This is a genomic window from Kitasatospora sp. NBC_00240 (genome assembly GCF_026342405.1).
In the GTDB taxonomy this organism is placed as follows: Bacteria; Actinomycetota; Actinomycetes; order Streptomycetales; family Streptomycetaceae; genus Kitasatospora.
This window is the reverse complement of sequence record NZ_JAPEMU010000001.1, coordinates 8,317,138-8,330,787: the sequence shown is the minus strand read 5'-3', so window position 1 is coordinate 8,330,787 and position 13,650 is coordinate 8,317,138. Positions and strand designations below refer to the sequence as shown.

The 13,650-nt window shown below is 76.4% G+C and carries 10 protein-coding genes; 7 read left to right on the top strand and 3 right to left on the bottom strand.

Annotated elements, in window-relative coordinates; genetic code table 11:
- Positions 1 to 126 precede the first annotated feature (126 nt).
- The 5 genes from OG689_RS35490 (at position 127) to OG689_RS35470 (ending at position 6,165) form a co-directional block, all read left to right on the top strand.
- A complete protein-coding gene (locus OG689_RS35490) occupies positions 127 to 1,104 on the top strand; it encodes an ROK family protein (protein ID WP_266325244.1) in 978 nt (325 codons plus the stop codon).
- Between the two features lie 92 nt (positions 1,105 to 1,196).
- The gene (gene glpX / locus OG689_RS35485; RefSeq protein WP_266327667.1) at positions 1,197 to 2,162 is read left to right on the top strand and encodes a class II fructose-bisphosphatase; all 966 of its coding nucleotides are present in this window, start codon (positions 1,197 to 1,199) and stop codon (positions 2,160 to 2,162) included.
- Positions 2,163 to 2,424: 262 nt separating this feature from the next.
- Entirely contained in the window at positions 2,425 to 3,639 is a 1,215-nt protein-coding gene (locus tag OG689_RS35480; protein WP_266325242.1) for an aminotransferase class V-fold PLP-dependent enzyme, read from the top strand.
- A 76-nt stretch (positions 3,640 to 3,715) separates the two neighbouring features.
- The gene (locus OG689_RS35475; RefSeq protein ID WP_266325240.1) at positions 3,716 to 3,916 is read left to right on the top strand and encodes a hypothetical protein; all 201 of its coding nucleotides are present in this window, start codon (positions 3,716 to 3,718) and stop codon (positions 3,914 to 3,916) included.
- Positions 3,917 to 4,350: 434 nt separating this feature from the next.
- On the top strand, positions 4,351 to 6,165 hold the full coding sequence (locus OG689_RS35470) for a serine/threonine-protein kinase (RefSeq protein ID WP_266325238.1): 1,815 nt from the start codon (positions 4,351 to 4,353) through the stop codon (positions 6,163 to 6,165).
- A 348-nt stretch (positions 6,166 to 6,513) separates the two neighbouring features.
- Here the strand turns inward: OG689_RS35470 and OG689_RS35465 are convergent, their stop codons facing one another.
- Positions 6,514 to 7,023 carry a DUF664 domain-containing protein gene (locus tag OG689_RS35465; protein WP_266325236.1) on the bottom strand — a complete coding sequence of 170 codons (510 nt, stop codon included), beginning with the start codon at positions 7,021 to 7,023 and terminating at the stop codon, positions 6,514 to 6,516.
- A 306-nt stretch (positions 7,024 to 7,329) separates the two neighbouring features.
- On the opposite strand from OG689_RS35465, the gene OG689_RS35460 reads away from it, so the two are divergent.
- Entirely contained in the window at positions 7,330 to 7,752 is a 423-nt protein-coding gene (locus tag OG689_RS35460; protein ID WP_266325234.1) for a hypothetical protein, read from the top strand.
- 119 nt (positions 7,753 to 7,871) lie between these two features.
- The gene (locus OG689_RS35455) at positions 7,872 to 9,500 is read left to right on the top strand and encodes an FAD-dependent monooxygenase (RefSeq protein WP_266325232.1); all 1,629 of its coding nucleotides are present in this window, start codon (positions 7,872 to 7,874) and stop codon (positions 9,498 to 9,500) included.
- Here the strand turns inward: OG689_RS35455 and OG689_RS35450 are convergent.
- Both OG689_RS35450 and OG689_RS35445 read right to left on the bottom strand, forming a co-directional pair.
- A complete protein-coding gene (locus OG689_RS35450) occupies positions 9,422 to 10,930 on the bottom strand; it encodes an amidase (RefSeq protein ID WP_266325230.1) in 1,509 nt (502 codons plus the stop codon). The two genes, OG689_RS35455 and OG689_RS35450, sit on opposite strands and share 79 nt — an antisense overlap.
- A 237-nt stretch (positions 10,931 to 11,167) precedes the next feature.
- A complete protein-coding gene (locus OG689_RS35445) occupies positions 11,168 to 13,222 on the bottom strand; it encodes an ABC transporter ATP-binding protein (protein WP_266325228.1) in 2,055 nt (684 codons plus the stop codon).
- Positions 13,223 to 13,650 lie beyond the last annotated feature (428 nt).

Sequence of the window (13,650 nt, the reverse complement as noted above, 5' to 3'; positions counted from 1 at the left end):
GAACGACCGTCGAACACGCCCGCCGGCCGAACCGGGCCGCACTCCCCGCCACCGCGGGGCCGACCCCGCCCGGGAAACCGGCCCGCGCGCACCGACTCGGCCGCGCCACCGCCCTGGAGGGACTGGATGGCTGACCGCCCGCTGCTCGGCGAGTGCGTGATCGCCTTGGACGTCGGCGGCACCGGCATGAAGGGGGCCCTGCTCGACCGCGGGTCGGCCCTCCTGGTCACCGAGCGGTGGCCGACCCCCCGCGCGCACGGACCGGAAGCCGTCGTCGACGCGATCGTGTCGGCCCTGCGCTCCCTCGCGCTCCGGGCCGCGGAGCACGGCCTCGCCGTCCGCCGCGCCGGTGTGGTCGTTCCCGGCATCGTCGACACCGAGCGCTCCCTCGCGGTCTACTCCGCCAACATCGGCTGGCGGGACCTGCCCCTCGCCTCGGTCATCGAGGAGCGCACCGGCCTGCCGGTCACGCTCGGCCACGACGTGCGGGCCGGCGCGCTGGCCGAAGTCCGGCTGGGCGCCGCCCGCGGCGCCCAGGACGCGCTGTTCGTCGCGATCGGCACCGGCATCTCGGCCGCCCTCGTCAGCGACGGCCGGCTGCTGGCGGCCGGCGGCTACGCGGGCGAACTCGGCCACCTCGTCGTCGAGCCGGACGGCCGGCTCTGCCCGTGCGGAAACGCCGGCTGCCTGGAGACCGTGGCGTCCGCGGCGGGGATCGCCATGGCCTACACCGCGCTGTCCGGGCACACCGTCGCCGGCGCCGACGAGGTCGCCGCGCGGCTGACCGAGGGCGACGAGGCCGCCCGGGCCGTCTGGGCGCGCGCCGTCGAGGGTCTCGCCACCGCGCTGACCGCCGCCGTCACCCTGCTCGCCCCCGAGGTCGTCGTCCTCGGCGGAGGCCTCGCGGAGTCCGGCGACCTGCTGCTCGGCCCGCTGCGGGCCCGGCTCGACGAAAAACTGACCTTCCACCGGCGACCCCACCTGGTCGCCGCCGCGTTGGGCGACCGCGCGGGCTGCCTCGGAGCCGGACTGCACGCCTGGGACGCGGCGGACGTGATGAGAGCCGTCCCCTGCGCCCCCGCCGAACGCACCACCCACCGGTGACCGGCGGCATCGTGCCCCGCCCGACACCGCCGGCCCCCCACCGGAGGAATCCTGTGCCGACCGAACCACACCCCGACGCGGCCAACCCCCCGCTGCACCCGGCCGGACCGCGGCCGGACCGCAACCTCGCCCTGGAACTGGTCCGGATCACCGAGGCGGCCGCACTGGCCGCCGGCCGGTTCGTCGGGCGCGGTGACAAGAACGGCGCCGACGGCGCGGCGGTCGCGGCGATGCGCTCGCTGTTCGCCACCGTCGCCGTGCGGGGCGTCGTCGTCATCGGCGAGGGCGAGAAGGACCAGGCCCCGATGCTGTTCAACGGCGAGCACGTCGGCGACGGCAGCGGCCCGCCCTGCGACGTCGCGGTCGACCCGATCGACGGCACCACACTCACCGCCAAGGGCATGGACAACGCGATCGCCGTCCTGGCGGTCGCCGACCGGGGCACCATGTTCGACCCCGGCGCCGTCTTCTACATGGACAAACTCGTCACCGGCCCACAGGCCGCCGAGGTGGTCGACATCACCGCACCGGCCGCCGTGAACATCCGGGCGGTGGCCAGGGCCAAGGGCGTCCCGGTCGGCGACATCACCGTCGTCGTGGTCGACCGCCCCCGGCACGCCGGCCTCGTGAAGGACATCCGCGAGGCCGGCGCCCGCATCAAGCTCATCGCCGACGGGGACGTGGCAGGCGCCGTCATGGCCGCCCGGGCGGACAGCGGCGTCGACCTGCTGCTGGGGATCGGCGGCACCCCGGAGGGCGTCATCGCCGCCTGCGCCGTCCGCTGCACGGGCGGCGTGATCCAGGGCCGCCTCCGGCCCAAGGACGCCGCCGAGCGCCACCGGGCCCGGGAGGCCGGGCACGACCTCACCCGGGTACTCACCACGACCGACCTCGTACGGGGCGACAACGTGTTCTTCGCCGCCACCGGCATCACCAACGGCGACCTCCTCCCCGGGGTCCGCTACCGCAGCGAGAGCGCGACCACCAGCTCCCTGGTCATGCGCTCCCGGACGGGCACGATCCGCCGGATCGACGCCGAGCACAGCCTGCCGCGCTGAGCCGTGCCGGGGCCGGTCCTCGCCGTCCCCTTCGCGGCGCCCGCGTCCGGGCCAGGAGCGACGGGCCCGGGGTCGCGCTCGCCGCCCTTGCCCCGTGGAACTCCCCTGTCATGGCCGAGCGGGCCGTGCCCCCGCCGACCCGGCCGACCGAACCGGAGGCCGCCGTGATCGCGGCAGCCGTCGGACGGCAGGATGGCTCCCGTTCCCGGCAGATCACCGACGACTGCCCGCCGGTGACCGACGACCTCCGAACGGAGACGACATGAGTGCCGCACCGCTCCCTCTGCTGCTGCCGGACGGCCGCCCCGCCGCCCACGCCTGGACCCTGGACCCGGCCCTGCGGCACCTCAACCACGGATCCTTCGGCGCCGTCCCGCAGGCGGCGCAGCAGGAGCAGCAGCGGCTGCGGGCCGAGATGGACCGGGCGCCGGTGGTGTGGTTCCCGGGCCTGCCGCGGCGGGTCGCGGCCGCCCGGGCGGAGATCGCCGAGTTCCTGCGGGTCGAGGTGCGTGACCTGGCCCTCGTACCCAACGCCAGCGGCGGGGCCAGTGTCGTCTACGGCAACCTCCCGGCCCGGCCCGGCGGCGAGGTGCTCGTCACCGACCACGGCTACGGCGCCGTCACCATGGGCGCCCAGCGGCTGGCCCGCCGCTGGGGAGGCAGCGTCCGGACCGCGCGGGTGCCGCTCCACGCCACCGCCGAGGCAGCCTGTGCGGCGGTACTCGACGCCGTCACCGACCGGACGGCGCTGATCGTCCTCGACCACATCACCTCGGCGACCGCCCGCTGGATGCCCGTGGCGCAGGTCGGCGCGGCGGCCCGGGCGGCGGGCATCCCGCTGCTGATCGACGGGGCGCACGTGCCGGGCCTGGCCGAGGACCCGCTGGCCGGGCTGGAGTTCGACGCCTGGGTCGGCAACCTGCACAAGTTCGGCTGCGCCCCGCGCGGTGCCTCGGCGCTGGTGGTCCGCAGCGAACTCCGCGAGCAGCTCCACCCGTTGATCGACTCCTGGGGGGCCGAGGAGCCCTTCCCCGAGCGGTTCGACACCCAGGGCACCATCGATGCCACCAGCTACCTGGCGGCGCCGACCGCCCTGGCCTTCGTCGAGCGGACCTGGGGCTGGAAGACGGTCCGCGGCTACCTGCACGAGCTGGCCGACTACGCCGAGCGGATCATCGGCGAGGCCTTCACCGAGCTGACCGGCGAGAGCGCCGCCGCCGACGTCGGCATGCCGGTGAACGCCCTGCGGTTGGTCCGGCTCCCCGCCGGCCTGGCCACCAACCGCGCCGACGCCGACGCCCTGCGCGACCGGGTCGCGGCCGAGCTGGGCGTCGAGGTGGCGTTCACCAGCTTCGACGGCATCGGCTACTTCCGGCTCTCGACCCACGTCTACAACACGCCCGCCGACTTCGAGGACTTCGCCGAACGCTGCGTACCGGTCCTCGGCGACTGGGCGCGCGACGCCGCACAGCGGTGATGACGGCAACCGGAAGGCGCTGAACAGACATCGCGCCCGTAGCGTGCACGGGTGCCACCCGCGCTGGGTGGCACCCGTGCACGCTGAAGGGTTCGGGAACGTCGGCCCTGCGCTCGGCGTTCGCTGCATCCCGTCGGCGTCCGGCTACACCGGTGCGGGCATGTACCCGAGCGCCGCCGCGTGCGAGAGCGCGGGCAAGGCCTACGTGACGTCGGGTCAGGCCGTCACCTATGACACCGCCCCGAACACGGCCCGGCTCTCCGTCCGGTTCTGCTGATCCTCCACCGATCTGATCACGTAGGGGTGCAGGGTCGGCACCCGGGGCGTGCCGGCCCTGCACCATGCGTCGACAAGGTCTTGCCCGCTCCAGGAAGGCCGCACATCAGCACCACCGTGCCCAATTGCTCCGTCACGGAGCCGGACTTGCCCGGGCGGCAGCGTCCTTCGGCGGCTGGAAGCAGGTCCGTCGGAGTGGAACGGGCGCAGCGGTGCGACGAGTCCGGTGAAGCGTCACCGGGTGGGTGGTCCGCGTCACCCGGCCCTGGCCCCGTGCGACGGATGGGCGCCGGCGGGGCCGCCCCCGGGAGGGGCTTTGACGTACAGTCCGTGGTGGAATCGGCCGGGCCGCCCCGATCGCACCCGCGGGCGAGCGGGTCGGACGGGTGCCGGCGCCCGGTCCTGGGTGGGGTGTCGGCAGGGGACGGGCAGGCCATGGAGGCGTTGGACGCGGCGGATCCCCGTCGGATCGGTCAGTACCGGCTGCTCCGGCGGCTGGGCGCCGGCGGTATGGGGCAGGTCTATCTCGGCCGCACCGCGGGTGGTCGGACGGTCGCGGTGAAGACGGTGCACCGGGAGTACGCGGCGGACCACGAGTTCCGGGTGCGGTTCCGCCAGGAGGTCAGCGCGGCGCGGCGGGTGGGCGGGCGCTGGACGGCTCCGGTGCTGGACGCCGACACCGAGGGTGAGCGGCCCTGGGTCGCCACGGCCTATGTCGCAGGGCCTTCGCTCGCGGCCGCCGTACGGGAGTTCGGCCCGCTGCCCGGCCCGGCCGTCCGGGTGCTGGCGCTGGGACTCGCCGAGGCGCTGGCGGCCGTGCACGCCCTCGGGCTGGTGCACCGGGACGTCAAGCCGTCCAACGTCCTGCTGGCGCTGGACGGTCCGCGCCTGATCGACTTCGGCATCACCCGGTCCCTCGACGCGGCCACCGCGCTCACGCGGTCGGGATTCGTGATCGGCTCCCCCGGCTACCTCTCCCCCGAGCAGGCCCAGGGCCTGCCCTCCAGACCGGCCGGGGACGTGTTCTCGCTCGGGGCCGTCCTCGCCTACGCGGCCACCGGCATCGCCCCGTTCGGCTCGGACACCGGCGCGCCGGTGCTCCTCTACCGGGTGGTGCACGAGGAACCCGACCTCGGGCGACTGCTGCCGCAGGATCCGGAGTTCCGGGAGCTGCTGACCGCCTGCCTGGCCAAGGATCCGGAGCGTCGACCGGCACCGGAGCGGCTGCTGGAGGTGCTGGCCCCGGCGGGCGGGCCCGGAGCCGGACCGGCCCCGCACCGGCTCGGCGGGGACTGGCTGCCCCCGGCGGTCGCCGGCTCGCTCGCGCGCCTGGCCGTCGAGCTGCTGGACCTGGACTCCGAAGCGGAACCCGCCACGGGCGGCCCGGGCGAGGTGCACCCGGACGGCGCGGCCGACCCGTCCGCCGCCGGGGGCACCGGGCCCCTGCCGACCGCCCCGGGCGCCTCCTGGCCCGGCACCCCCGGGGCACCGGGCGCAGCGGGCACACCGAGCGGCCGTTTCGGGCCGGCGGAGCCGTGGGTCTCGCCCCCACCACCCCCCACGGCGGCCCCGGGCCCTTGGCCCGGACGGCCCGGCGCGGGCACCGCGGCCGGCGTCAACCCGCCGGCCGCGCCCAGGACTGCGGCCGCGCGACTGCGGCGCACCCTGCTCGTCGCCGTGCTGCCGGTGGTGGTCGTCGTGGGCCTGGCCGGCTGGCTCGCCAACGGATGGGGCTCCGACACGGGCGGCGGGAGCGGCGTGCCCCCGGCCGCCACCGGCCCTGCCGCGGGCAGCCCGCCCGGATCGGGGTCGAGCAGCGGGTCGGGCGCCGCCTCTCCCGGGCGGAGCACGCCTGCCGCCACCCCGTCCGCGACCGGGTCCGGGGCGGACCCGACGGGGCAGCCGCCGGCCGGCCTGGTCCCGGCCGAGTACCTGGGCACCTGGTCCGGTGTGCTCACCTCCCCGGCGGCGACGCTCCGGGCCGACTTCCGGATCACCATCAGCCAGGGCGGGAAGGACGACCCGGTGGGCAGCATCCACAACAACACGGGCGCCGGGACGCCCTACTGCGACAGCAACGCCCTGCTGATCTCGGTCGGGGCCGACCGCCTGGTGCTGAGGACCGCACCGACCTCCGGCCTCAGCGGCTGCGTGGCGAACCCGGCGCGGCAGATCTACACCCGCAACAGCGAAGGCGGCCTGCACCTGGAGGTCGACGGTTTCAGCGGCGACCTGGCCGCGCAGCACTGAGACCCGCCGCCGGCCCGGCCGTGCTGCGACCGGTTGCCGGACGGCTCGCCCCTCGCCGGGCGGGCCGCCCACGGCCGGCGCGAGGGTGGGCAGCCCCTTGCGGTCCGGCTGTCGCCCCCCCGGCCCATGGCCCGACGACCGGACCGCCCGGGGCCGGTGCGCGGGCTGCGGGCTGCGGGCTGCGGGCTGCAGGACGACGGCCCGTGGCGCCGCCGTTGCTGCGGGGCGCGGCCAGCCTGATGTGCGCGCGTTGGTGGCGATCACCGGGACGCCGTCGGGGCGCGCGGCGTCGAGGTCGGCCGGGGTGTGCTCGTCGCCGCCGGTCAGCGGGGCGCCGTCCGCCGCCCGCTACCGCCGCAGCAGCGCGCCGCGGACGAACGCGGCCTGGCCGATGTGCTGGAGGTCGTCCGACAGCACGCTGACCAGCCGTACGCCCAGGGTCACCGGCGGCGTCCACCGCTCGTCCACCACCCGGTCGAGGGCGGCGCCGGCGAGCGTGCCGACGAAGGCCAGGGTCCGCTCGTGCACGGCGTCGTGGTAGCCGGTGAGCAGCCCGCCCGACGCCACCCGGAGCCGCGCCACCTCGCGGGCGGTGTGGCCGTACCCGGTGGCCCGGGGCGGGAAGGGCAGCGCGAAGCGGTCGGCCCAGCCTTGCGCGGTCCAGACCTGCTCGGTGCCGGCGACGTCGGCGATGTGGTCGTCCTGGATCCGGGTCAGGTGCCAGACCAGCCAGGCGATCGAGTTCGCGCCCTCGTCGAGGCGGACGGCGAGGTCGTCGGCGTCGAGCCCCTCGACCACGTCGTGGACGGCCGTACGGATCCGGCCGAAGGCGTCGGCCAGCAGACCGGCACAGTTCATCAAGGGCTCCTCCCGGCGTGCCCGGCGCGCTCCACGACCGGTGGCCGCCTCGATTGTGCCCCGTCCGGGGCCGTCCGGGGCCGGCGACAGGCCGGGGCCGCGGCCGACCCGCCGTCGAGCGGGTGACGGGCGAGCGGTAACGGGCGAGCGGTGACGGGCGAGCGGTGACGGGCGAGGGGCGACAGGCGAGGGGCGAGTGGTGCCGGGCGAGTGGTGCCGGGCGACAGGGTGACAGGTGACCGGCCCGCGGCGGACGCATCAGGGCATCCGGCCCGCTCCGGGCGCCGGCGCGCTACCGTGCCCGTCATGACCTCCGATCCACCGGCGGCCCCCGGCCCGCCGCCGGACCTCCCCGCCACCCGCGACCGCCACGGCCTGACCGTCTACCCGTACCGGGACCCCCGGCCGCACCCGGCGCTGGGGAATTCGCGGATCAGCTTCGTGTCGGCCGAGCTCTGGCGGGCCCTCGCGGACCTCGCCATCGCCCCGGCCGCGGCCGAGGCGACCGTGCTGGCCCTGCTGCGCACGATCGCCTCGGACGCCACCGACGCGGCGCTCGCCCCGGGCAACGAGCGGGCGCCGCGGCACGACCTGTACGTGAGCGCCCCCGCGTACATCGGGGCGCGGCGGCGGATGGTGTGGTTCCAGCGCGACGGCGCCGGCGGTCCGGTCACCGCGTACTTCCCGCCGGACGACACACTGCCTGCCGGGCCGGCGCCACGGCTCTGAGCTGCCCGGACGCCGGACGGCAGTGCTCGCGGGCGGCCCGCGCGAGTGGCGGGCCCGGGCCCGGCGGGGGCAGGCTGAAGGTGATGCGGTCGTGCATCGCCCCGACGCCGGGAGAGACCATGGGCGACACCGAGGTGCTGGTGGTAGGAGCGGGCCCGGTCGGCCTGACCGCCGCGGCTGAACTGCGACGACGCGGTGTCGACTGCCGGATCGTCGACAAACTCGCCGAACCGCAGCCCTATGCCAAGGCCGTCGGCATCCAGCCCCGGACACTGGAGATCTGGGACGCGATGGGCCTGGCCCGCGAGGCCCTGGACGCTGCCCTCCCGATGCTCGGCCAGCTGACCGTCGTCGACGGGAAGCCCGGCCCGCGGATCGACCTGGACCTGCCGGCGGACATCCCGTACGGCTTCGCTGCGATCCCGCAGTACACGACCGAACGGCTGCTGACCGCCCACCTCGCGGGGTACGGCACCGCCGTCGAGCGCGGGACGGAGCTGATCGACCTCGGCCAGGACGGCGACGGCGTCCGGGCCGTGCTCAGGACGCCGGAGGGCCGCGAGGACGTCCAGGCCCGCTACCTGATCGGATGCGACGGCGCGCACAGTCCGGTCCGCCGGGCGATGGGGATCCGCTTCGACGGCGACGCCTTCCCGGAGCAGTACATGCTCGGGGACGTCGAGGTGGACTGGGACCTGCCGGCCGGCTTCGGTCTGCGCGTCGTCCACCACGACGCCGAGGGCCGCATCGACGACGTGCTGGTCTGCATCCCGCTCCCCGGCCGCAAGCGCTACCGGATGTCCATGCTGGTACCGGCCGAGCTGGAGGCCGTGGCGGCGGTCGGCGGCACCAACGGGGAGGTCGCGCACGGGCTGGAGTCCGGCCGCACCCCGCAGCTGCGACACATCCAGACCGTCCTGGACCGGCTCTCCCCCACCCCGACCACCGCCTCCGAGCTGCGCTGGTCGTCCGTCTTCCGGATCAGCCACCGCCTGGTCGACCGCTATCGCGAGGGCCGGGTCTTCCTCGCCGGGGACGCCGCCCACATCCACCCGCCCACCGGCGCGCAGGGGATGAACACCGGCGTGCAGGACGCCTACAACCTGGCCTGGAAGCTGGCCCTGGTCGTCAGCGGGGCGGCCGAGGACGGCCTGCTCGACACCTACCAGGCGGAACGGCACCCGATCGGCGAGGAGGTCGTCGGCCGTACCGTGCGGCACGCCCGGGCCGGCGTCGAGTCCGATACCGACGACTTCACCACCACCCTGCTGCGCGAGGCCCAGCTGCTGGTGAACTACCGGGGCAGCTCGCTGGTCGACGGCACCGCCGCCGAGGGGGAGGCCGGCCCCGCCCCCGGCGACCGGGCACCCGACTGCGGCGGGCTCCTGCGCGACCTCGCCCGGTACCCGCTGCGCCTGTTCGACCTGCTCCGCGGGCCGCACCACACGCTGCTCCTGCACGCCGGACCGGACACCCCGACGGAGCTGCTGCACCGCTGCGCCGAAGCGGCGACGGCGGCCGCGCACGGCCTGCTGGACGTCTACGTCGTACTCGCGCCGGACGCCCGGCCGGACGGCGTCCGGCTGCCCTGCGTCCAGGACAGCGACGGCGCCTTCGCCGCCGTGTACGCGGCCCGCCCCGGCGAAGCCGTCACCATCCGGCCAGACGGCTACCTCGGCGCCCGCTGCCACCCCGCCGACCCGGACGAACTGGTGGCCCAGCTGCGCCGGACCTTCGCCCCGGCCTGACCCTGGGGCGGCGTGCAGCGGGCACGGGCACCGGCGGGGGGCGCGTCGGGCGGCGGGGGCGCGGGCCCGAGCGGCCGCTCCGCCGCCAGCGCGAGGAGGAGCTCCTCACCGCCCGGCGGCGCGACCAGCTGGACGGAGGCCGGCAGCCCACCGGACGCCGGACCGGGAGCCTGGCTCGGCACGGGCAGGACGAGCGCGGGCCAGCGGGCGAGGTTCCAGGGGTGGCTGAACGGCGCGTAGCGGATGTTGGAGAGTACGTTGGCGGCCCAGCCGCGGGTGTGCCAGCTCACGGCCGGCGGGGGCACCCGGGCCAGCGCGGGCGTGACCAGGACGTCGTGGTGGACGAAGAACCGTTCCATCCGGTCCTGCCAACGGGTGCGTTGGGCGGGGCGGACCAGGCCGGCCCGGGTGACGGCGCGTCCGAGTGCGACATGGCGGCGGGTCCGAGGGGCGAGCAGCGCCGGGTCGAGGCCGCGGGCGTCCGCCGCCGTGCCGGCGAGCCAGCGGGCGACCGAGGCGGCCCCCAGCCAGAACGGATAGGGCGCCTCCGCGGCGGTCACCCGGTGCCCGGCGGCGGCGAGGTGCCGGCCGGTGTCCCGGACCGCGGCGGTGCGGTCCGCGGCCACCCCGATGCCCCGGGTGGGGCAGCGGACGGACAGCGCCACCCGGAGCGGCGAGCCGTCACCAGGGGCCGCGGCCGCCGGGCCGTCCGCGGGGGCCGCGCCGGACCCGGCCGCGGCGCCGCCGAGCACGGCGAGCAGCAGGCGGGCGTCGGCGACGCAGGTGGCGATCGGGCCGTTCTCGGCCATTCGTGACCATCCGTCGACGCCCAGGCCCGCGGGCACGACGCCGTGGCCGGGTTTGAGCCCGAGGACGCCGCAGTTGGCGGCCGGGATGCGGATCGAGCCCATGCCGTCGTTGCCGACCACGATCGGGACCATGGCCGCGGCCACCGCGGCGGCGCTGCCGCCGGAGGAGCCGCCGGCGCTGCGGGCGAGGTCCCAGGGGCTCCGGGTGGTGCCGAAGACGCTGTCGGTGGTGCCGAACACGCAGAGTTCGGGCACCGAGGTCAGGCCGACGACCACGGCGCCGGCCGCGCGTAGCCGCCGGACCGTCTCATGGTCGTCGGCGGCCGGGGCGTCGGAGGTCGCGGCCGATCCGTTGCGGGTCGCCTCGCCCGCCACCGCCAGGTTGTCCTTGACCGCGACGGGCACTCCGGCGAGCGGGAGCGCGGCGAGGTCCGGGTGCCCGGCGAGGGCGTCCGCGTCCCGGAGCGCGCGCTCGCCGAGCACCTTCCGGAAGGCCCCGATCTGCGGGTCGATCCGCTCGATCAGGGCCAGATGCTCGGCCACCACCTCGCGCGGCGTCACCCGCCGGCCCCGGACGGCCTCGGCGATCTCCATGGCCGTCCGGCCGGTCCAGCCTGTCATCGTGCGCCCCTTCGCCGGTGCCGTAGCCGGGGGGCTCCGCCGCGTGGGCAGCCGTCCCCGGTCGGACTCAGGGCGTCAACCTAGCCATCGGCGTCGGGCCGGACAAGGGTGCCGGGCCGGGCAGCGCACCGCCCGGCCCGGGCGCCCTTGTCCGGGCCGGCACCTCCGACGTCCGGGCCGAGGCCGAGACCGAGGACCGAGGACCGAGACCGAGGACCGAGACCGACCGGCAGCGCCTCAATCCGAGGCGGCCCGCCGCTGCGCGGGCACGGACCGGTCCCGCTGGAGGTCGAGGAGCTCCCTGAACAGGCCGGGGGCGGCGGAGAGTTCGTCCCAGCCGCCCTGCTGGATGATCCGGCCCTCCCGCATCACCACGATCCGGTCCGCCACCACCACGTTGCTCAGGTTGTGGGTGACCAGCAGCACCGCCCGGTCCCTCGCCAGCTCGCGCAGGTTCTTGAAGATCCGGTGCTCCGCCCGCGGGTCGAGGGCGGAGGTGGGTTCGTCCAGGATCAGCAGCCCGGGGCTCCGGGTGGAGCGGAAGAAGGACCGGGCGACCGCGAAGCGCTGCCACTGCCCGGCGGACAGCTCCTGGCCGCCCCACCACTGACGGGCGAGCAGGGTGTCGAGCCCGTTGCGGAGCGACCCCAGCACCTCGTCCGCGCCGCAGAGCGCCGCGGCCTCCCGGACGGCCGCGTCACCGCGCTCGGAGGGCCGGCCCAGCTCGATGTTCTCCCGGGCCGTCATCGGCCAGCGGGCGAAGTCCTGCGGGACACGGGCGGTCCAGCGCCAGGCGGCTTGCGCGTCGAGGCTCCCGGTCGGCACGCCGTCCCACTCGACGACGCCCTCGGTGGGCAGGTAGAGCGCCGAGACGAGCTTCAGCAAGGTGGACTTGCCGGACCCGTTCTCCCCGATCAGGGCCACGATCTCGCCGCGGCGGACGGTCAGGCTGATGTCGGCCAGCGCCGGCCGCTCCGCGTCCTGGTACGAGTAGCCGACCCCGCGCAGCTCCACCACCCCCGGCGGCCCGGGCCGGATGTCACCGCGTTCGATCCGGTGGCCGCCGGCCTCGTCCAGGAAGGCGAACAGGTCGTCCAGGTACAGCCCGAGGCGGTAGAGCCGGGCGCCGTGCGAGACCATGCCCTGCAAGCCGTTGGAGGCCGTTCGCAGGGCGAAGACCGCGGTGCCGGCCGAGGCCACGGTGATCATCCCGCCGGACAGCAGGGCCAGCAGGACGGCCCAGAGCAGGGCGGTGGCGAACCCGGCGGTGGCGGAACCGAGCAGGGTGACCCGGGCGGACTTCCAGGAGGCCTGGTCGGTGGTCCGGTCGATCCGGTGGCCGGCCCGGCGGTACTTGTCGAGCAGGTGGGCGGCCACGGTGTCCGAACGCACCTGGTCCGCGGTGTTCTTGTCGACCAGGAACCAGCGGAGCAGCCCGAGCACCCGGCGGTCCTCGACGGTGTCCAGCATCGCCAGGTAGTAGATCCGCGCGCACCGTACGGCCGCCACGCCCTGCGGCAGCGAGGCCAGCAGCAGGAAGGGCAGCAGCAGCGGGTGCAGGGTGGCGAGCACCCCGGCGGCGGCCGCGAGCGAGACCGTGGACGCGATGATGTTCTGCGCGTCGCCGAGCAGGTCCCGGGCGGTCTCGGCGCCCCGGTCCGCCGCGTCCCAGCGGTCGTTGTACCCCGGGTTGTCGTACGCGGCGAGCTCGGCGGCGGTCGCCACGGTCAGCAGTTCCAGCTCCGCCTCCCGTCCGATCCGCGGCGAGAGCCGTTCGGACAGGCCCGCGACGACCGCGCCCAGCAGCGCCCGGACGGCGCTGGAGACGGCGAGCAGGGCCACCGACGGGCCGGCCTGGTGCAGCCGCCCGGTGACCGGACCGGCCGCGATCAGGGCCCCGATGGCCCCGGTGGTGGCGTAGAGGGCGACGGCCCCCAGCACCCCGGAGAGTCCCTGGCAGACCAGCAGCAGGGCGGTGGACCTCCGGTCGACCCGCCAGGCGAGGCCCAGGGTACGGCGGACCAGCCGCGGCAGGCGGCGGAGCATCACACGGGCGGACAGCGTCCGGCCCGCGGCCTCCCGGGCGTCCCCGGGCGGCACGAACCTGAGTTCCTCCCCCGCGTGCCCGACCTCGGCCGCACGGCCGGGGGCGGTGCCCCCGACGCCCGCGTCGGGCGGGCCGCCGGGCTCGCCGTCCGCACCCGGCCGGTCGTCGCCGGGCCGGTCGTCGTCCGTCGGCTGCTGTTGTGGCTGGTGCTGCTGCTGGGGCTGGTGCACGTTCTGCTCGGACACGGGGACTCCTCGGGGTCGGCGGAAGGGTCCGCGGCGGCACGGCCGACGGGGCGGCCACGGCTGCGGCGGAGCCGGGGTTCGATGCGGAGGCGGGACGGCGCGCGGGCAGCCCGGACAGCCGGCGCACCAGGCGTGGTCGGGCCGCGTCCGGAGCCGGTTCAGGGCGTAACGGGGTGCCGGAGGTGCCGGTCGGCACTCTGCTCGCAGAGGTGGGACGGTCGGTGCGGCACGATCCTGTCAGCGGGCCGGCGGACCGCTCGGCGTGTCCCGGTAGGCCTCACTCGATCCAGGTAAATCCGTGTCGGCGTCGGCGCGTTGGTAGCAGCTGATCTTCCGGACGGTCAGCTCGCCCGGGCCCGCCCCACGGGCCGGCCCCCGTCGGATGATCCGACGGGGGCCGTGGTCGCAGGTCCCTGGCTCAGGCCAGG

Excerpts from the sequence above, each read along its gene's own strand:
- OG689_RS35490 (WP_266325244.1), top strand. The coding sequence starts at position 127 with ATGGCTGACCGCCCGCTGCTCGGCGAGTGCGTGATCGCCTTGGACGTC.
- OG689_RS35480 (WP_266325242.1), top strand. The coding sequence starts at position 2,425 with ATGAGTGCCGCACCGCTCCCTCTGCTGCTGCCGGACGGCCGCCCCGCC.
- OG689_RS35470 (WP_266325238.1), top strand. The coding sequence starts at position 4,351 with ATGGAGGCGTTGGACGCGGCGGATCCCCGTCGGATCGGTCAGTACCGG.
- OG689_RS35465 (WP_266325236.1), bottom strand. The coding sequence starts at position 7,023 with ATGAACTGTGCCGGTCTGCTGGCCGACGCCTTCGGCCGGATCCGTACG.
- OG689_RS35460 (WP_266325234.1), top strand. The coding sequence starts at position 7,330 with ATGACCTCCGATCCACCGGCGGCCCCCGGCCCGCCGCCGGACCTCCCC.
- OG689_RS35455 (WP_266325232.1), top strand. The coding sequence starts at position 7,872 with ATGGGCGACACCGAGGTGCTGGTGGTAGGAGCGGGCCCGGTCGGCCTG.
- OG689_RS35450 (WP_266325230.1), bottom strand. The coding sequence starts at position 10,930 with ATGACAGGCTGGACCGGCCGGACGGCCATGGAGATCGCCGAGGCCGTC.